This window comes from Synechococcus sp. RSCCF101, assembly GCF_008807075.1.
Lineage (GTDB): Bacteria > Cyanobacteriota > Cyanobacteriia > PCC-6307 > Cyanobiaceae > RSCCF101.
Window position 1 is genome coordinate 583,290 of sequence record NZ_CP035632.1, and the last position, 19,015, is coordinate 602,304.

Consider the following 19,015-nt stretch of genomic DNA (forward strand, 5'->3'; position numbering starts at 1 on the left):
GCCTCAGGTGCTCAGGAGGGCCTCCTGCTGACGAACGAGTTCAAAGAACTCCTGCTTGAGGCTTGGATCGTGACGGAAATCACCCCGCACCACGGAGTTGACCATGCTGGTCTGGGGCTCCTTCACACCGCGCCACTTCATGCAGTAGTGCTGGGCCTTGACGATGATGCCGAGACCCTGCGGCTCGCAGAGTTTCTCGATCTCATCGGCGAGGATCATCACCGCTTCCTCCTGGATGTGGGGGCGGGAAAAGACCCAGTCGGCCACACGGGCGAACTTGGAGAGGCCGATCACGCGCTCACCGGGCTTGATGCCGATCCAGCAGTTGCCCAGGATCGGCACCAGGTGATGGGAGCAGGCGGAGCGGACGGTGATCGGACCGACCGTGTAGATCTCGTCCAGCTTCTTGACGTTGGGGAAACTGGCCACCTTGGGCTGCTCGTGGTAGCGACCCTTGAACACTTCATGCAGGTACATGCGGGCGACACGCTCGGCGGTCTCCTCGGTGTTGTGATCGTTGTCGATATCGACGACGAGGCTGCGCAGCAGATCCCGCACCTTGCCGGTCACTTCAATCTCGAGCTGTTCGAGTTCACCCGGCTGGATGTGCTCGGAGATGTTGTCGTTGGCCAGGAACGAGACGCCGGCATCCCTGAGGCGCTCCCGCAGACGGACGCTCACGGGCTTGGGTGTCACCTCAGGGGTGATCGCGAGCCCATTGAGGGCGTTGGGCAATGTGGAGGTCATGGGGGAGGTCAGAGAGCGCCCGCGGCGGGCATCAGTGTCAGGTCTTCAATCACCTGGCTGGACGGTTGCTGGGCGAGATGAAGCAGAGCGGCTGCGGCTTGGTCCACGCCCAGCATGGAGCCGCGATCGAAATCCGCCGCCACGTTATCGCTGTCCCAGAGGGGACTGTCGACAGCGCCGAGAGTGAGCGTGCTCACCCGGATCCCGTCACCCCGGTGTTCCTCCCGCAGACAGCGGCTGAACATGTCCAGAGCGGCCTTGCTGACGCAGTAGCCGCCCCAGCCGGGGAAGGCGGTGCGGGCGGCGTGGCTGCTCACGTTGATCACCAGACCGCCGCCGGCACGGATCATCGCCGGCAGCACCGCCTGGCAGAGCTGCATCACGCCGGTCAGGTTCACCCGGATCAGGGTGTCCCAGGTCTCCGGAGCCATGGTCAGCAGTGGCCCGGTTGCGGCAAGACCCGCGTTGTTCACGACGGCATCGGGTGTGCCGCCGCGGTCCAGCAGGGCCGTGATGGCCGGGAAGATCGCGGTCGGATCGGCCAGATCGAAGGATTCCGAGTGAATCCGCCGGCCGGTCCCACGAAGGGACTCCGCCAGCCCGGCAAGGCGCTCGGCATTGCGGCCGGTGATCAGAAGATCCCAGCCGGCCTGCGCGAAAGCCTTGCAGGATGCCGATCCGATGCCGCTTGAGGCACCGGTGATCAGGGCAGTGGGCACGTGGTCAAGCCCTTCGGGCGTCCTGAAGCAAATCTTAAACGCTCGGAATGGATTCCGGGCTGGCCAGTCCGTCGTGGCTGAACTGACCGATGCGCCGGTACTTGCCGTAGCGCTGCTCCTTGAGGGCTTCGGGGCTCAGTCCGAGGAGCTCCGTGAGGTGACGGGAGAGGGCGCTCTTCAGCGTCTCGGCGGCCTCGGTCGGGGCCCAGTGGTTGCCGCCGCAGGGCTCGTCGAGGATCTCATCGACGATGCCGAGCCTGGTGAGGTCCTGGGCTGTGATGCGCAGGGCCTGAGCCGCTTCCGCCGACTTGGCGGCGTCCCGCCAGAGAATGGAGGCGCAGGCCTCCGGACTCGCCACGGTGTAGACGCTGTGCTCGAACATCAGCAGCCTGTCGGCCACACCGATCCCGAGGGCGCCGCCGGAGCCCCCCTCGCCGATGACCGTGGCGATGACGGGCACCGAGAGGCCGAACATCTCCCGGAGATTGGCTGCGATCGCCTCCCCCTGGCCCTCCTCCTCGGCCCGGAGTCCGGCATAGGCGCCGGGCGTGTCGATGAAGCAGAGGATCGGCAGCCGGAAGCGGTGGGCGTGGCGCATCAGCCGAAGCGCCTTGCGGTATCCGGAGGGTGAGGCCATGCCGAAGTTCCGGGCCACGTTCTCCTTGGTGTCCCGGCCTTTCTGATGCCCGAGCAGCAGCACCGCCCGTCCGTTCAGCCGGCCGATGCCGCCCACCAGGGCGCGGTCATCGCTGCCGCGGCGATCCCCATGCAGCTCATGGAAACCATCGGTGATCAGCTGGATGTAGTCGAGCGTGCTGGGGCGCTGCGGATGGCGGGCGACCTGAATCTTCTGGGCCGGCGTCAGGCCGCTGAAGATCTCCTCGCGCCGCCTGGCGGCCAGGCTCTCGAGTTGCAGCAACTGCTGGCTCACATCCACTTCCGAATCCCGGGCCAGCTGCCGGATCTGCTCGATCTGCTGCTCAAGCTCCACGAGGGGCTTCTCGAACTCGAGCAGAGGGCGTCGGGCGGGCATGGCGATCGCAATGGTCGGGGATGAGACGGCGCTGTGCGGTGATGACGTCGGGGCGTCAGCGGCGACTGATCGGTTCAGGCCTTCGATGAAGCGCTGAAGTCCGATCGTAAATCAGGCTGCAGAAGCACTCCGTGTCAGGCAGAGACGTGGTTCGCAGGCGATGCAGTGACGCGTCTGCGGATGACCAGATCATCAGCAAGAGATGGCTCGAAGCTCTCCGTATGCGGCCGCAGTCGGATCAGATAGAACCCTGCACAGGACAAGACCGGGGTCGTGATCGCAGACAACGGAGCGGCGGAACCTGCATCGCCGGCAGTCACTGATGCATCAGCCCTGACTGGGCTGGCCATCAGCCGGCAGGAGTGGATGGGAAGGCTGGCGCGGTTGTACACAGTGACGTAGATCTCGAACGAGGCCAGCAGGGCGGAGGAGGCTTCGATCTCGAGCGAGCAGTCTGCAGGGAACCAGTCGTAGCGGAACAGGGTGCATGGATCACCGGCCGGGAGGTATTCGGACTCGATGAAGCGATCCGGCAGGATGCCGCGCAGACGCAGCATCGGATGAACGTAGAAGTGAATCAGTCGATAGAACAGTGTCGTGTGGCGAGCCAGGTCGTTGTAGACGGCATTCGTGCCATGATCCACGGCCAGTGGTGAGGCCACCGGCTCGGAATCGGCCAGCACGGCGGGCATGCGAGCCGATGGCGCGAGGTCGTAGTAGCGGATGCCGAGGATGTAGTCGCCGGCCGCAAGGTCGATGGTGCTCCACTGGTCACTCGATTCCGGGTCGAGAGACTGAAGATGAGCGACGGTTCGGAAGGATGGGAAGGCATAGACGGCGACTGTCCAGGTGTCAGCGCTGTTCCGTGCTTCGTGCGTGTCAACACTCAGCTGCCTGCGGATGCTGACGGGTCCGAGTGTGCCGATGGTGGCATGGGTGTTCCAGCGTGGACCGCGGGTCATCAGCACCGGCAGGCTCATGGCCCGCTCGAAGGTCTGTTGCGACAACAGCTGCCACGAGGTGCGCCTGAGTGGATCCCTGGAGATATGGCGTTTGTAGAGCGATGAGATGATCGACTTGCTGATGTGAAAGCTCAGCCAGGAGACGATCGCGACCGGGAGTTGCCAGAGCAGATCGAGCGAGACGGATCTGATCTGCGGGTTCAGCGCCAAGGTTGGGGTTCCTCAATCCGGGGGGGTGCATTGGCGTCCGAGCGCAGCGAGCTGAGGATGCAGTCGCTCAGGGCAGCCGGCGCGTCGATCATCAGGGTGTGGCCGCCCTTGAGGGTCACATGCTCGGCATGGCGCAGGGCCTGTTGTTCGGCCTGCAGGTCTTCGGGCCGGTTGAAGCTGCTGTCGGACCCGTGGATGGCGAGGGTGCTGGCCTCCAACCCGGAGAGAAGATCCAGATAAGCCTCGCGCTGCAGGGGGCCTCCCTGAAGGTTGAGCGTGGTGCGGAGCCTCAGCACCGGATCCCAGCTCCAGATGCAGCCGCCCTGGCAGCTGACCGTGCCGCGGGCGACGAGTCTTTCGGCGTGCTGGGGAGCGAGGGAGGGGAGAGCCGTTCGCAGCCGTTGCCTGGCGTGGTCCTGATCCGGCATCACCTCATGCTGAGGCGGTGTGAGGGAGCTGCTGACCAGGCTGCTCACGCTCTGGACCACATCGCGCTCCGTTGGCTCTCCGGGCAGTACCGGCTCCACCAGGATCAGGCGACGGACCACGGAGGAGCGGAGCCGCGTCAGGGTGCTGGCCACGACCGATCCGAGCGAGTGACCGATCACGGTGAGGTCGCGGAGGGCGAGGGTGTCGACAACACCCACGGCATCGCGGATGAAGTCGGTCAGCTGGTAAGTGCCGCCGGGTCCGGCGTGGTCGGACCGCCCGTGGCCCCTCAGATCGACAGCGATCACGTGGAACCCTGCCTCCGCCAGAGGCCCCGCAATCGGTTCCCACACCAGCGCCTGATCGAGAATGCCGTGGATGCAGAGAACGGGGGGGCCATCCTCAGGCCCCCATTCGCAGACTCCCAGACGGATCCCCTGGACATCGAGGGTCGACTCCCTGGCCGGTTCCGATGCGGCAGGCTCCTGCCGGCTAGTGGGGTCGTTGGGGAGGCTGTAGCCGAGGCTGATGGCGAGTTCGGCCGTTGCGGACTCCAGAGGCCGGGGCAGCCGGACCTGCTTCCACCTGTCGGCGAGAGCCGGGTCGATCGACTGACGCTTCCTGAAATTGGGATCGCCGATGGACATCGACGTGCCGTGCACACCATCGGTCAGGCGACCGGAGTCATAGGGGGAGAGCAGGCTCGCCTCGAAGGGAAAACCCAGGAAGGAACAGATGGAACGCAGCTCGGAGCCGGGGTCACGCACCAGGGTTTCGTACCGGACCCGATGCACGCGTTCCGGAGTGCCTGGCGCGGACTGCAGGCTGGTGACGTTGAGGTTGGATCGTGTCCAGACCGATTCGGCCAGGGCGTAGGGATCGACATCACCCACCGCGAACAGATGCTGCATGCGCAGATCCACGAAGGACTGGATCACGGCGTAGGGATGGCGCACCAGGTGGATGACGTGGGCGTCAGTGAAAAGCTCACCGACCCGGCTGAGGGTGCTTCGCTCGAGCGCATAGGTCGGTGATTTGTCGACCAGGGTGCGGGTCCCGAGGGAGGACTGAAGCCGGGCGTACACCTGTTCAATCGGCATGTCCTGCTCTTCCCAGGACGCCACGAGGCGCGTCGTGTCCTCCGCACTGAGACCCTCCAGGTCCATCAGGGCCCTGACCAGGCCTTCACCCATGCCGGTCTGGCTGAGCTTGCGTGCCCGTTCGCCCATGGTGGCGAATGGGAGCAGATGCAGTTCAGGTGGTGAGTAGAGCGACGAATGCCCGGCCAGCATCACCCGCAGCAACGTGGATCCCGCCCTCGGGGAGGAGAGGATGAAGATGATCGGCGCCAGCGTTGGTGATGGTGCCGCACTCCGTGCCGCTCTCCGTGAGGTGCGTGTGTCCCCCAGGGAGAGCGGGGGCAGGAGCGATGCGGTCCCGCCGGTCGACGTGGACAACGCGATTGCACCGGCCGCCGCCGCTGGGCTGGTGCCGTGCAGGCGATCCAGCTCCCTGGCGAGGTGAGTGGAGAGTGAGTCGAGATCCGGGTGTTCATAGAACTCGCGCGGATAGATCATCAGATCCAGATCGCGCTGAAGTTGCGAAATGATGTCCATGACCATCAACGAGTCCGCTCCGATGCTCTCCAGGCTCTCGTGATCGCCCACCTGCTCCGGCGGGATGGTGAGGCCCGCAGCGATGACACCTCTGAGGTAGACCCTGATCGCATCAGGACGGTCCTGCGGCTCCAGCTGCAGCAGCTGGTCCCTGGGTGAGGTGCTGTCACGACCCGGGGTGCCGGATGCGGTGGCCGGAGCCGGGGCATCGCTGAGCTGTGCCGCGCCTTGCCTGGAGCGTGCGGGGCCCACTGCAGGATCCGAGAGCAGGGCCTCCTGGGCGGTGCGTTGGACCACGCGCCGGAGGGTCTCCATCTCAATGGCGCAGACCGCGAGATGCCAGCCGTCGGACGCTTCCCGGTGGAACAGATGGCTGAGCACCTCCCGGTACCGCTGAGCCGGAAGTGCCCGGATTCCACGCTGCTCCGGCAGCCGGGCAGAGGCATGACGCGAGGGATCCGCGAAGCCGCCGCCTTGCCATGGTCCCCAGCTCAGGCTCACGGCGGGCAGCCCCTGGCTGTGGCGGTACTCAGCCAGCGCATCGAGAGCCGCATTGGCAGCGGAATAGGCCACCTGGCCGGGCGATCCGATCACGCTGGTGATCGAGGAGAAGAGAAGGAACTGATCGACCGGGTGGTCCAGGCTCAGCTCATGCAACCGCCAGGCGCCGATGGCCTTCGGCCGGATGACGGAGGTCCAGCTGTCTTCCGTCAGGTCGGCAATGAGGCTGTCTTCGAGCACACCGGCGGCGTGAACAATGCCCCTGAGGGGCAGGCCGGATTCGGCGAGAACCGACTCAACGGCGCTCGAGGTTTCACGCTCGGCGATGTCACCCCTGACCAGATTGATCTGGATGCCCTGGTCCCGCCAGGCGCTCAGCCTCCGCGCCACGGCCTCTCCGGGGTCTCCGCGGCCGATCAGGATCAGGGCCCGCACGCCCTCGTCGATGAGCCAGGCGGCGGTCTCCAGGCCAAGGTGGCCCAGACCGCCTGAGATCAGGACATGACCGTCCAGCCTGGGCTGGCTCTCCATCCGGGACCGGGAGGAGGGGGTTGAGGGCCCCTGGGCGTGGGCTGCCGCTGCCGTGAGCCTGGGCACCAGGCGCCGGCCATCCGTGTGGCGGATGTGCACCTCGGAGGCCCCGCGCGTGCCTGCGTGCTGCAACTCCCGCTGCAGGAGCTGGTGGCTCTCGGGTGAGGCGAGGTCCGGGAGGGTGATGCACCCACCCCACAGACGCGGCTGCTCCAGCGCCAGCGTTCGCCAGGCCCCCGAGAGCAGGGCGTCCTGAAAGCGGGGGGAACGGCCGGCGGCCCGCACGGCCGCTGTGTTGCTGATGAGCCAGAGCCTCGGGGGAGGCTGCATCTCGCGCTGTTGCAGGACAGCCCGAGCCATCTGCATGACGCGGAAGGCCTCATGGCCTGAGGATGGGATGTGCTCGTCCGCAGCCGGTGCGGGGGCCTGAAGCAGCCCGAGAACGGGCCCGCTGCGTCCGGTCTCGCCCAGCAGGCGTTCCCAGTCGCGCACCTCTCCGGTGTTGAGACGCCAGTGCTGCCGGGAGACGCGCTCGCAGGTGGGAGCATGAACCAGGCGAATGCAGCTCTGTCCATCCGGAAGGGTGGAGACAAACGCCTCGTGCACTGCTTCATCGGCGAGCAGCAGCCATGTCCCCGGCGGGTTGGGTTCCGCGGAATCCAAGCCGGGGTTCAGGGGGGCAGCCTGCCAATCCACCCGGTAGAGAAGGTCGGCGACCGCATCAGCGGCGTCCGACACCTGCTGGGCTGGCGCGGCGATCCAGTGATGCGTCTTCCGCCATGGATAGGTGGGGAGGGCCACCCGTTCCGGAGGCGCCGATCCGTAGAGCTGCGGCCAGTCCACATCGACGCCGAGCCTGTACAGCGCGGCCAGGCTCTCGAACATCTGGGCCATGCCCGGGGTGCCCGGCCTCGAGCTGGCCAACCAGGTGATGTCGTCCCTGCCCAGACTGCTCTGGCCCAGCTTGATCAGCGTGGCTCTCGGGCCGATCTCGAGATAGGCGGACACACCGCGCTGATTCAGCGTGCTGACGCCGGCGGAGAATCTGACGGGCTCCAGGATGTGGCGGCACCAGTGCTCGGGAGTGGCGATCTCCGCTCCGATCCGCTCGCCGCTCACCGAAGAAACGATCGGCAGCTGGGGATGGCTGAAGCGGACGCGTTCCGCGACGGCGCGGAAGCGATCGACCATCGGCTGCATCAGGGGGGAATGGAACCCATGGGAGACATTGAGTTGCCGCGTCTCAAGCCCCGCCTCGCCAGCGGCACGCTGGAACCGCTCGATCTCGGCGGTGGTCCCGGACAGGACCGTGTTCTGCGGGCCGTTCTCCACCGCTACGGCGAGGTTGGCCCCGCAGCGGGTCAGTACTGACTCCAGTCGCTCTCTGGTGTCCAGCACGGCCAGCATCGAGCCGCTGGACGGCAGACCAGCCATCAGTCGTGCGCGGGAGGCGACGAGCCTGATGCCGTCCTTGAGGCTGAACACGCCCGCGATGCAGGCTGCGGCGTACTCACCGACGCTGTGGCCGAGCAGGCAGTCGGGCTGAAGGCCCCAGTGCTGCCAGAGCCGTGCCAGTGCGACCTCGTAGGCGAACAGCGCCGGCTGGGTCAGCCAGGGGCTGTCGATGCCGGCCCCCTCGGGATCGCCGATCACCGTCGCGAGCACGGCCGGTGCGAGGGTCGCTGCACCGGGTTCCGAGCCCGGCCCGGTCAACGCTGCCAGCTCCGCTTCCAGCTCGGCCAGAGCGGCGTCGCACGCGTCGATCACCTCCTGGAACACGGGCTGGCAGCGCAGGAGCTCATGGCCCATGCCGGGGAACTGGGAGCCCTGGCCGGAAAAGAGAAACGCCAGTTCGATGCCTGATCCTGCGGGCACGGAAGCCGGCTCGGATCGCTCCAGGGCCGTGATCAGGCCATCCAGGCCTGAGCCGCTGGCGGCGAGCCGGAGGCTGTGGTCCTGCCGCGTCGTGTTGGCGGAATAACAGATGGAAGCAACCTCGTGGTCGGGCGTGGCCTTGCCGCGGGCCGCCTCGAGTTGCTGAATCAGCCTCTGCTTCAGGGATTCCAGCGAGCCATGGCTCCGGGCCGAGAGCTTGAGGATGTGCTGTGGGAGGGACTGCCCGTCATCAGCGCGATCCGTGGCAGCGACGGGTGGTTCCGGAGCCGGCTCCGGTGCCGTGACGATGACGTGGGCGTTGGTTCCGCCGAAGCCGAAGGAACTGATGCCCGCGTGCCGGGAGGTCCCGGGCCAGGGCGTCAGCTCCGTTGGAATCGTGAAGACTCCGATCGCAGGCTGAATCAATGGATTCAGCTGCCGGAGGTTGATCTGAGGTGGAATCGCCTGATGCTGCATGGCCAGCAACACCTTGATCAGGCCGGCGATGCCCGCTGCCGCCTCCAGATGTCCGAGGTTGGCCTTGACTGAACCCAGCCGGATCGGGGCGCTCTCCTCAGGCCTGGCCTGAAACACAGCGCCGAGGGCATTCACCTCGATCGGATCGCCCAGGCTCGTGCCCGTGCCGTGGGCTTCCAGGTAGCTGATCTCACTGGGATCCAGGCCCGCTCGTGCCAGGGCCGTTCGGACCACAGCCTGCTGGGCCAGCCCGTTCGGCGCCGTCAGCCCATTGCTGCGGCCATCCTGATTGATGGCGGTTCCGCTGATCACACCGAGGATGGTGTTGTTGTCCCGCAACGCCTGATCAAGCGGTCTGAGGATGAGGACTCCGGCCCCTTCGCCTCTCACATATCCGTCGGCGTCGGCATCAAAAACTTTGCATGTCCCGTCACCAGCCAGCATGCCGGCCTGGCGGAATGTGTCCGTCAGAACGGGGGACAGCAGCAGGTTGACGCCGGCGGCGATGGCCGCGTCACTCTCACCCGACTGAATCGATTGCACGGCCAGATGTACCGCAACCAGAGACGATGAGCAGGCCGTGTCGACGGCCATCGACGGCCCGCGGAGGTCGTAGAAGTAGGAGAGGCGGTTGGCACTGACGCTGTGGGCATTGCCTGTGCCCCAGTAGACGCCGGGCGATGAGGGCTCGGCGTTGATGTGGGCGTAATCGTTGCTGCTCACACCTGTGAACACCCCTGTGGTGCTGCCGGCCCAATCCCTGGGCTGGATGCCGGCCTGTTCGAACGCTTCCCAGCTCAGCTCCATCAGGAGCCTCTGCTGGGGATCCATCTGCTCGGCCTCCCTCGGGTTGAGGCCGAAGAACTCGGCATCGAAGGCTTGAACATCACTCAGCAGGCCGGCTGCCTCAGCCGGAGCCCGGCCGAATCCCCGGTCGTGATTCTCTCGGCGTGACAGATCGCGTTCGATCGCCTCGTCTCCGTTGCAGAGCAGTCGCCAGAAAGCCTCCGGACCGGCCGCGCCGGGGAAGCGGCAGCTCATCCCGACCACGGCAACGGCACAGCGATCGGTCGAGCGTCCCGCCTCGTCAACTGCCGTGCTCCGCGGAGCCTCACGGTGCCCGCCTTCGACTGCGGAGTCGTCCGGTTCGATCAGCCCACTGAGGTGGGAGGCGATCGATTCGATGGTGGGATAGTCGTACGCCAGGGTGGGCGGGATAGCCAGGTGAGGCAGAGCCGGAAAGGTGTCCGCGATCCAGTCCTCCAGAGCCGCCGTCAGCTGAACGGCCGCGACGGACTCAAGGCCGAACTGCGACAGGGGTCTATCGGCGTCGATCTGCTGCGCTGGCAACCCCACCTGTGCACTCACGCTGTCACGCAGCCAGAGCATCACTCTCAGCTTGAAGTCGGACTGCTGTCTGCTCCGGCCTCCATGACCGGGGGATCCCAGGGAAGCCCCATGATCTGAATCAACCGGATTCCGTGAGGAGCGATGCGACTCCCGATGGTCCGACGACCTCAACAGCGAGAGCGTGTTGAATTCAGTTCTGGGCAGCGGACGCTGCCAAGAACCGACGGAAGCGAGACCGTTGCTGAGATAAGCGTTCCTGCACGCGTGCCTCTGAATCTTCCCGCTGGATGTCTTGGGAATCGACGCCGGTTTCAGGAGCAGAATTTCCCAGGGCTGCAGCTCATGGGCTTCAGATACAGCACTGGCAACAGCGTCCGTGATGGCTTTCACATCAAGACGTCGAAAAGCAGAACGCTCAATTTCCTGGACGATGATCAGCTTTTCTTCGCCGTCAATATCGGTCGAAAATGCAGCGCCACAGCCGGCTCGGAGGGCTGGGTGAGCGTCCTGAACCGTGACCTCAATGTCCTGCGGGTAAAGATTCCTACCTCTGATGATGATGACATCCTTGCTTCGTCCCGTGATGAAGAGCTGCTCATCGCCGTTCTTGTCTTGCCAGAGGAATCCGAGATCGCCTGTGCGGAGAAAGATGCCGGTTTCGCCGGGAAGTTCTCTGCCGAACGTGGCGGAGCTGAGATCGTCCTGGCCCCAGTAGCCCTTCGCCACACTGGGGCTGGAGACCCACACCTCTCCGATGAGGCCCGGGCTGAGGACCTGTTGCGTGTCCTGAGAAACGACTCGAAAGCGGACGTCGCTGATGGCAGCTCCACACCCCGCCAGCGCGCGGCCATCTGCAGGGGCGCCTTGCTGGGTTTCTACGGCCTGATTGGTCGCCAACGCCTCAGCATCAAACTGCTTGACCAGCGGCGGCTGATTGCGGCCAATGCCACTGACAAGCAGTGTTGACTCAGCCAAACCGTAGCAAGGAAGAAAAGCCTGTCGCTTGAAGCCGTAGGGCTCGAACAGCGTGGTGAAACGGTCAATTGTTTCAGGTCGGACTGGCTCTGCCCCTGAGAAAGCAAGATCCCAACAACTCAGGTCAATGTTGTCTTCAAAAGACTTGCTTATCCTGTTGGCGCAGAGGTCGTAGGCAAAATTCGGTGCTCCACTCGTCGTCGCCCGGTACTTGGAGATGACCTTGAGCCAACGCAGGGGGCGTTGCAGAAAGGTGGCCGGGGCCATCAGCACCATCGTGCAGCCCACATACAGCGGCTGGAGGATACCGCCGACCAGTCCCATGTCGTGGAAGAGTGGCAACCACGACACCATGACGGAGTCTTCGGTGTCACGAAAGCATCGGTTGATCAGCCCCGAGTTGTGAACCAGATTGCTGTGGCTCACCATCACTCCCTTCGGATTGCCGGTGGATCCCGAGGTGTACTGCAGGAAGGCCAGTTCGTCTCCACTGAGATCGGGTGGCCGCCATGCCGTTGCCTCAGCGTCGTCGATCCGGTCGGAACTGATCAGATGGCCTGTGAGGCTGTCGCCGAGACCACTCAGTCGTTCGGCGATGGTCTCGGCAGAACCTGAGGCCGTGAGAGCCACTTTGGCTTTGCAGTCCTTGAGAATCGCACCGAGCCGATGCAGCAGCTGCTTCGATCCGGGTGGGTAGGCCGGCACAGCCGTGACGCCGGCATAGAGGCAGCCGAAAAAGCTGCTGATGAAGTCCAGCCCCGGATTGAAGAGCAGCAGGGCCCGCTCGCCCACCATGCCCGCCTGCTGCAGACGGGCCGCAATCGCCCGTGCACGACGATCGAGCTCGCCGTAGCTGAGTTCTCCCGAACTGGTGCTCTCGTCTCTGAGAAACCTGAAGGCGATGCGTTCGGGATGAAGGCCTGCGCGGTGTTGCAGCAGCTCTACGAATGTCGAAGCGTGCGGCATCAGGGGCAATGACCGTCCTGTGACTGAACAGGACCCGAATCGGTGTGCACCTGCGTCAGCTGGCCTGCACGAATGCCCTCATCATCGACAACCCCTGCGGCATGGAGATGACCGGGCCGGCACTCTGCAACCGATGTCCCCAGCCCCTCCACTGCTTCTTTCGAGGAATAATCGCCGCTCAGCTTACCAATCAGATCCCGGCACCCTGCCGGTTCTGCCCGAACCCTCACCTCGGTTGGCTGGATGGCCCGCCCGGTCTCGCCTCGGAGTCGGTAGGGAGCGGTGGCCAGTCGCTTCGCAGCAGTCCATCGAACCGGCGATGCCAGCCATCCACCAGAGCCTCAAACAGGGAGGCTCCCAGATCAGCGCCAGCCCCCCTGCTGTCGCCGATCACACCAGAGCGGCTGAGGTCCTCGGTGAGCCAGGCCGAGGGCACGGCTCCCTCCAGCTGCCAGCCCGGTGGCGGCCCCACGGCGTGGGGGGGCTGAAGCAGCCCATCCACCGGCCGCTCCTCTCCCACGAGGTCCGGGGCCAGATGCAGCATCAGGCTCGTCTCCGCAAGACCGGCATGCAGGCCCTGGCTGCGTTCCGGTTCCCGAATCAGCCCCGCGATCGACTCGGGACCGCTCCAGAGAAAACACGGCAGCACCCCCAGGCCGGTCGCCTTCAGGCGCAGCTGCCGGGCGGCCACCTGCAGCAGAGCGATCTGGCCGCCGTGGGCATTGAGCAGCACCAGCCGGCGGAATCCCATGGAAGCGAGCTGCCGGCCCACTTCCACCACGATCCCGATCAGCAGTTCAGCCGGCAGCGTCAGCGTGCCCGGAAAGCTCGCGTGCTCCGGCGAGAAGCCGAGCACCTGGGTCGGAAGCTGCGTCACCGGCAGGTCGGGGTCCAGCCGGCTCACAACGGCGGTGCAGACCCGCTCGGCGAAGATCGCATCGGTCGCCAGGGGGAGATGGGGGCCGTGCTGCTCCAGCGCTCCCATCGGCCAGACGGCTGTGGAACCGGCCCGGTTTGCCAGAGCCGCCAGGTCCGTCCAGGACGCGGACGCCATCGATGCCGCGCGCTCTCGCTCCGGTGGTGCGGATGGGGACATCGGAACGCTCAAGGGCTCTCTCCCTAGAGTGTGGTGCTGCGATCCTCTTCTCTGATGGCCGGTTCAGGCACCCCGAGGCCTCGGGGCCCTCAGCCCACACCACCGAGCCGAAGCCGCAAGCCGCCGCTGGTGATGCACATCAGCCGCCGCGATCAGCAGGAGGAGTCACCGGCCGACCTCCAGGCCCCTGTGGAAGCCGACGCTCCGGCGATGGCCACTGCACCGGTCAGCCCGCCCGATGCTTCCCCGGCAGCCCGGGTCGACCCCGACAGCGACGGGCTCGAGGGTCTCACCATGGCGGATCTGCTGGGTCCCGATGGCCCTGCGGCCGCAGCCGGCCGGAGGCGGTCCTCACCGGCCGGCCCCCGCACCGTCGATGAGTTCGATTTCGATGAGGCCGCCTTCCTGGCCGCCCTCGATGAGAACGAACCGGTGGGCACGACCGGGGAGGTGGTGACCGGCACGGTGATCAACCAGGACGGCGACGGCGTCTATGTCGACATCGGCGGCAAGGCGCCCGCCTTCATGCCGAAGAAGGAGTGCGGCCTCGGCGTGATGACCGATCTCCGCTCGCGCTTCCCCCAGGGGCTGCCTGTGGAGGTTCTCGTCACCCGCGAGCAGAACGCGGACGGAATGGTCACCGTCAGCTGTCGGGCCCTGGCCCTGCGTCAGAGCTGGGAGAAGGTGCGTCGCCTGGCCGAGGCCGGCGCCGTGGTCCAGGTCAAGGTGAACGGCTTCAACCGCGGCGGCATCACCTGTGATCTGGAGGGACTGCGGGGGTTCGTGCCCCGCTCCCAGCTGCTCCGGGGCGAACAGCACGAATCCCTGGTCGGGGAAACCCTGGGCGTGACCTTTTTGGAGGTCAACCCCGAGACCCGCAAGCTGGTGCTCTCCGAGAAGAAGGCCAGCAGTGCGGCCCGGTTCAGCGAGCTGGAGGTGGGCCAGCTGGTGGAGGGGCATGTGGCCTCGGTCAAGCCCTATGGGTTCTTCATCGATCTCGGCGGTGTGAGTGGTCTGCTGCACCAGTCCTGCGTGACCGGCGGACACCTGCGCCACCTCAGGGACGCCTTCTCCCAGGGGGATCCGGTGCGGGCCCTGATCACGGAGCTGGATCCTGGCCGGGGCCGCATCGCCCTCAACACCGCTCTGCTGGAGGGTCAGCCCGGCGAACTGCTCACCGATCGGGATCGCGTGATGGCCGAGGCGGAGGACCGGGCCAAGCGCGCCCAGAGCATCCTCCGGCAGCAGGAGCAGGAGGCCGGATGAGCCCTGATGCCACCCCATCTGCCGCGCTCGTGTCCCCGGACTGGGAGCTCGACTTCTATTCCAGGCCGGTCCAGGACTCCGAGGGGCGCAAGCGCTGGGAGCTCCTGATCTGCTCGACCCCCTCCTCTGACCAGCAATCGGGCTTTCGCCACGTCAAGCCCTGTCCTGCCGACAGCGTCAATTCGATCTGGCTGGAGGCCGCCCTGGCTGAAGCTCTCACCGCGGCCGAGGCGGCCGGCTTCGGCCGGCCAAGGCGCATCCGCAGCTGGCGCGGGTCCATGCGCACCATGGTCCAGCGCTCCGCACAGGCCCTCGGTCTCGAGCTGGTCCCGAGCCGCCGCTGCTTTGCCCTGAGCGACTGGCTGCGGCAGCGGGAGGAGGAGGTCTATCCGGGTGAGGAGGGCTACCTGGCCGGTCCCCTGGCTCCGCCGCCAGAGCCGGTGCGTCCGGCTCCTCTGCCGCTGCCGGAAGCGGCACGGGGGCAGCGCTGGCAGTGGGTGAGGCTTCCGCTCGAGCTGCTGCGTGACGCGGCGGACTGGGAGGTGGATTTCCCGGCTCTGCTGCCCGTGCCGTCGGGCCTCGAATCAGGCCTCAGCGTTCCCGGCATCCAGATCCTCGACCCGGGCCGGGCCCTGGCGATCGCCGGCTGGCTGTCCGGCCTTGAACCCCTGCGGCTGGTGATCGATGACGACCAGCTCGTGCTCGAGGCTGGCCTGGAGGACCGCTGGCGTCTCTCCGGGCTCTCGCCTGAGGAGGCCGGTGCGGCCCGGGCTGCCCTGGAGCAGTCGCGGGCCGAGGTGGCCGGGCTGCAGTTCATCGCCGTCCAGAGCCGTGCGGACTCGGAACGGATGGCGGGCTTCTGGATGCTGCAGGACCGACCCGATCTGTAGAGGCCGATGAGCAATCGGGAGCCCATCGCGCCCCAGCGGGGCCCGTTTGATCGCCCTGACAGCCGGTTCAACACCCTGGCCGGATGGACCTGGGTGAGCACCTACGGCGGCAGCTTCCTGCAGTGCGACCAGCTGGCGGCGTTCGAGCACGGTTTCTTCACCCGGCTCTGGCACGGACGCGAGCCGGATGAGCTGGCCGGGATGATCTCGGCCGGCGTCAGCGTGCACCGCGTCAGGCAGGTGCACGGTCCCCTGGTCCTCGCGGCCTCAACGGTGCGCCATCCCTGGCCCGAGGCCGATGGGCTGGTGAGTGATGGCGGAGCCCAGAGCCTCTGGGTCTGCGGTGCCGACTGCACCCCGGTTCTTCTGGCCGACCCCCGCAGTGGGCGCGTGGCCGCCTGCCATGCCGGCTGGCGTGGTGTCGCCGGCGGCATCCTGATCGAGGCCGTGGCCCGCCTCCGCGATGTCGGCTGTGATCCCTCGGATCTGCTGGTGGCCCTCGGGCCGGCCATCGACGGCCGTCGCTACCAGGTGGAGCGAACCGTGACGCTCGCCGTGGCGGCCTCTCTGAGTGATCGGCCGACGGCACAGCCAGCGGATCCCCTTCAGCGCCTCCTCGACGCCGGTGCGGTGCTGGAGGATGCCGAACCGGGACGGGACCGACTGGACATCCGTCGGGTGGCCGCGCTTCAGTTGCTCGATTGCGGGATTCCGGAGGAGCGGATCAGCCACTGCCCGCTCTGCACGGCCCGGGAAACCGAGCTGTTTCATTCCTGGCGCCGCGACGGCGTCCGGGCCGTTCAGTGGAGCGGCATCGTCTCGCAGGCCTGAGGCCGCGCCGGGCACCCGCGGCCGCCAGCATGATCCGATGGTTGCTCCCACCGTGGTCTGGTTCCGCCGTGACCTGCGCGTGCACGATCACGCGCCGCTGCGGGAGGCGGCCGCTCACGGCCCGGTGCTGCCTCTGTTCATCCTGGACCCGGCCCTGCTCCATCACCCGGAGACCGGTCCCGCCAGGGTCGATTTTCTGCTCCGGTCTCTCCGTGCCCTGGACCATGATCTGAAGACGCGGGGCTCGGGCCTGACTGTGCGAATCGGCGAGCCGTCGGCCGTGCTCGCCGAGCTGGTGCGGGAGATCGGTGCGAGCACCGTGATGGTCCACAGCGATTGCGAACGCCTGGTCGGTCGCGTGCGCGATGCACGCGTGGCGGAGCGGCTCGGGCCGCTCGGGGTGCGCCTGCGCTGGTTCGATCCGCCCGGCAGCACGCCGGACCTGCTCTCCCACTCCCACTGGCGCCGGCTCTGGATCGCCTCCATGGCCATGCCGATCCTCGAGGCGCCGGCCCGGCTCCCGCCGCCGCCACAGTCCCCCCAAGGCGCCACCAGGATCCCCAGCCTCAGCGCCCTGGGCCTGCCGCCCTCGGACGTGCCCCAGCCCGAGGCGGGCACCGACGCGGCCAGGGAGCGGCTGCGCAGCTTCCTCGAGGATGGTGCCAGCGAGACCTACTACTGGCAGCTCAGCGAACCCGCCGCCCGGGTGAGCTCCGGCCTGAGCCCCTACCTCAAGTTCGGTGTCATCAGTCCGCGGGAGGTCGTGCAGCGGCTGCGCGGCTCGGCCCATGCCCACACGGGTCCACGGGCCCGCCGGTCGGTGGGGCAGCTGCTCAGCCGCCTGCGATGGGCCGCAAGCATGCACCAGCGCTTCCGCTATCTGCCGCAGCTTGAACTGTGCTCGCTCTGGAGCGTCTTCGATGCCGGCGGAGACCCCAGCGAGCTCGAAGCGCCGCTGGATGAGGCCCTCTACGCCGCCTGGAGAGAGGGGCGAACCGGATACCCGATCGTGGATGCCGCCGCGCGCTGCCTGCTGGCCGAAGGCGGCTGGCGTTCGCTCAACTTCCGGGCCAGGGCGATCCACTCCAGCTTCCTCTCCAACCTCTGCGGCATCGACTGGCGCTATGGAGCGCTGCACTACATGCGCCATCTGATCGACGGAGACTGCGCGATCGATCACTACCAGTGGGCGATGCAGGCGGGGGTCACCGACGGCCGTCCGGGCGGCTGGTCAAGGATCTATCACCCCGGCCAGACGGCAGTGACCCGGTGCGATCCCCACGGTCTGTTCATCCGGCGCTGGGTGCCCGAGGTGGCCCACCTGACCAATGATCAGCTGGGAGAGCCGCCACCGCTGGATGGCTATCCCGCGCCGATCGTCCGCTATGAGCAGTGCCGTGAGCGCCGGGAGCAATGGCTGCTCGAACGTCGCGCCGGCATCCCCGGTCACGGCGTGGGCCAGCTCGCCAGGTTGCCGCAGTCCCTGCGGCCATTCGCCGCCGAGCGCTTCCCGCACGCGGTGGTCGACTGGAGTGAGGCCCCGGGCCAGGCGCTGCACCCTCCGGCTCTGCCGTTGGATGGACTGACGCCTGAGGAGGAGCGGGCCCTGCTCAGCTGGTTTCCGGGCAACCGCAACCGGGTGTCCAGGCGGCGTCCTCCGGCGCGTCCGGCACGGCGCTCGTCGCGCAGGGCCCCCGCACCCGGACAGCTGGACCTGTTCGCCCTCTGAGTGCGCCACAGTGTGCGCCCACCGTGCAGCGCAGCGATGTCCGCCTCTCTCCAGGCCACCTACTTCGGGGCCAACGGCTGGCTGCTGCAGTTCGGCCCGATGCGGGTGCTGGTGGATCCCTGGCTGGTCGGATCTCTCCGCTTCCCCCCGGGACCCTGGCTGCTGGAGGGTCGCCTGCCCCGGGACTGGCCCATTCCCGCCGATCTGGATCTGCTGCTGCTCACCCAGGGACTGCCGGATCACTGCCATGAGCCCACCCTGGATCGTCTGCCGCGCACCTGCCCGGTGGTGGGTTCCGCCGGCGCCGCTGCGCGCTGCCGGGCTCTTGGGTTCGAGCAGGTCCATGCCCTCAGTCCCGGCGAGGCTCTGGAGCAGGGGCCGCTCCGCATCGATGCCACCGAGGGTGCGGCCGTGCCCAACCGCGAAAACGGCTATGTGCTCAGCCATGAGGCGGGCCGCGTCTACCTGGAACCCCACGGCTTCATGCCGGCCGCCGTGGCGGGGGGGGCGGTGGATCTCGCCATCACCCCCGTGCTCGATCTGGGCCTGCCGCTGGCCGGCGCCTTCATCGAGGGGCGTCAGCTGCTGCCGCGCCTGCTCAGCACCCTCCGGCCCCGCGTCGTGATGGCCAGCACCACAGGCGGCAACGTGGCGTTCAGCGGGCTGATCAGCCGGCTGTTCTGGGCGAAGGGATCCCTGAGCGAGGCCGAAGCCCTGATCGCTGAGCAGGCCCCGGGCTGCCGGTTCATCGACCCGGAACCCGGTCACGCCTACAGCATCGCCAGAGAGGCGCTTCCCGCGACGGCCTGAGG

The 19,015-nt window shown here is 67.1% G+C and carries 11 protein-coding genes and 1 pseudogene; 5 read left to right on the top strand and 7 right to left on the bottom strand.

What is annotated here, in order from left to right:
• Positions 1 to 3: 3 nt before the first annotated feature.
• The 7 genes and pseudogenes from folE to EVJ50_RS02925 form a co-directional block, all read right to left on the bottom strand.
• Positions 4 to 747, bottom strand: coding sequence for a GTP cyclohydrolase I (gene folE, locus EVJ50_RS02900; RefSeq protein WP_150882280.1), 744 nt, complete (start codon positions 745 to 747; stop codon positions 4 to 6).
• Positions 748 to 755: 8 nt separating this feature from the next.
• Entirely contained in the window at positions 756 to 1,466 is a 711-nt protein-coding gene (locus EVJ50_RS02905; RefSeq protein WP_150882281.1) for an SDR family oxidoreductase, read from the bottom strand.
• Between the two features lie 34 nt (positions 1,467 to 1,500).
• Positions 1,501 to 2,499, bottom strand: a complete 999-nt coding sequence (locus EVJ50_RS02910) for an acetyl-CoA carboxylase carboxyltransferase subunit alpha (RefSeq protein ID WP_150882282.1) — start codon at positions 2,497 to 2,499, stop codon at positions 1,501 to 1,503.
• Positions 2,500 to 2,633: 134 nt separating this feature from the next.
• Positions 2,634 to 3,671 carry a DUF6208 family protein gene (locus EVJ50_RS02915; RefSeq protein WP_150882283.1) on the bottom strand — a complete coding sequence of 346 codons (1,038 nt, stop codon included), beginning with the start codon at positions 3,669 to 3,671 and terminating at the stop codon, positions 2,634 to 2,636.
• The gene (locus tag EVJ50_RS02920) at positions 3,662 to 10,489 is read right to left on the bottom strand and encodes a type I polyketide synthase (RefSeq protein ID WP_225323142.1); all 6,828 of its coding nucleotides are present in this window, start codon (positions 10,487 to 10,489) and stop codon (positions 3,662 to 3,664) included. The genes EVJ50_RS02915 and EVJ50_RS02920 overlap by 10 nt, the downstream gene beginning before the upstream one ends.
• Positions 10,490 to 11,218: 729 nt before the next feature.
• Positions 11,219 to 12,391, bottom strand: a pseudogene (locus tag EVJ50_RS15320) (fatty acyl-AMP ligase); the annotation flags it as partial.
• A 226-nt stretch (positions 12,392 to 12,617) separates the two neighbouring features.
• Positions 12,618 to 13,445 carry a creatininase family protein gene (locus EVJ50_RS02925; RefSeq protein WP_150882285.1) on the bottom strand — a complete coding sequence of 276 codons (828 nt, stop codon included), beginning with the start codon at positions 13,443 to 13,445 and terminating at the stop codon, positions 12,618 to 12,620.
• Between the two features lie 96 nt (positions 13,446 to 13,541).
• Between EVJ50_RS02925 and EVJ50_RS02930 the strand changes: the two genes are divergently transcribed.
• The 5 genes from EVJ50_RS02930 to EVJ50_RS02950 are packed head-to-tail and all read left to right on the top strand — an operon-like array spanning position 13,542 to position 19,013.
• Complete coding sequence (locus tag EVJ50_RS02930) at positions 13,542 to 14,753, top strand: S1 RNA-binding domain-containing protein (RefSeq protein WP_150882286.1); 1,212 nt, start codon at positions 13,542 to 13,544, stop codon at positions 14,751 to 14,753.
• On the top strand, positions 14,750 to 15,643 hold the full coding sequence (locus EVJ50_RS02935) for a Tab2 family RNA-binding protein (RefSeq protein ID WP_150882287.1): 894 nt from the start codon (positions 14,750 to 14,752) through the stop codon (positions 15,641 to 15,643). The genes EVJ50_RS02930 and EVJ50_RS02935 overlap by 4 nt, the downstream gene beginning before the upstream one ends.
• A 6-nt stretch (positions 15,644 to 15,649) precedes the next feature.
• Positions 15,650 to 16,474, top strand: coding sequence for a peptidoglycan editing factor PgeF (gene pgeF, locus EVJ50_RS02940; protein WP_150882288.1), 825 nt, complete (start codon positions 15,650 to 15,652; stop codon positions 16,472 to 16,474).
• 37 nt (positions 16,475 to 16,511) lie between these two features.
• On the top strand, positions 16,512 to 18,203 hold the full coding sequence (locus EVJ50_RS02945) for an FAD-binding domain-containing protein (protein WP_150882289.1): 1,692 nt from the start codon (positions 16,512 to 16,514) through the stop codon (positions 18,201 to 18,203).
• 36 nt (positions 18,204 to 18,239) lie between these two features.
• On the top strand, positions 18,240 to 19,013 hold the full coding sequence (locus EVJ50_RS02950) for an MBL fold metallo-hydrolase (protein WP_150882290.1): 774 nt from the start codon (positions 18,240 to 18,242) through the stop codon (positions 19,011 to 19,013).
• Positions 19,014 to 19,015 lie beyond the last annotated feature (2 nt).

Coding starts and splice junctions, on each gene's coding strand:
- folE (WP_150882280.1), bottom strand. CDS start 747: ATGACCTCCACATTGCCCAACGCCCTCAATGGGCTCGCGATCACCCCT.
- EVJ50_RS02910 (WP_150882282.1), bottom strand. CDS start 2,499: ATGCCCGCCCGACGCCCTCTGCTCGAGTTCGAGAAGCCCCTCGTGGAG.
- EVJ50_RS02920 (WP_225323142.1), bottom strand. CDS start 10,489: ATGCTCTGGCTGCGTGACAGCGTGAGTGCACAGGTGGGGTTGCCAGCG.
- EVJ50_RS02925 (WP_150882285.1), bottom strand. CDS start 13,445: ATGGCGTCCGCGTCCTGGACGGACCTGGCGGCTCTGGCAAACCGGGCC.
- EVJ50_RS02930 (WP_150882286.1), top strand. CDS start 13,542: ATGGCCGGTTCAGGCACCCCGAGGCCTCGGGGCCCTCAGCCCACACCA.
- EVJ50_RS02935 (WP_150882287.1), top strand. CDS start 14,750: ATGAGCCCTGATGCCACCCCATCTGCCGCGCTCGTGTCCCCGGACTGG.
- pgeF (WP_150882288.1), top strand. CDS start 15,650: ATGAGCAATCGGGAGCCCATCGCGCCCCAGCGGGGCCCGTTTGATCGC.
- EVJ50_RS02945 (WP_150882289.1), top strand. CDS start 16,512: ATGGTTGCTCCCACCGTGGTCTGGTTCCGCCGTGACCTGCGCGTGCAC.
- EVJ50_RS02950 (WP_150882290.1), top strand. CDS start 18,240: ATGTCCGCCTCTCTCCAGGCCACCTACTTCGGGGCCAACGGCTGGCTG.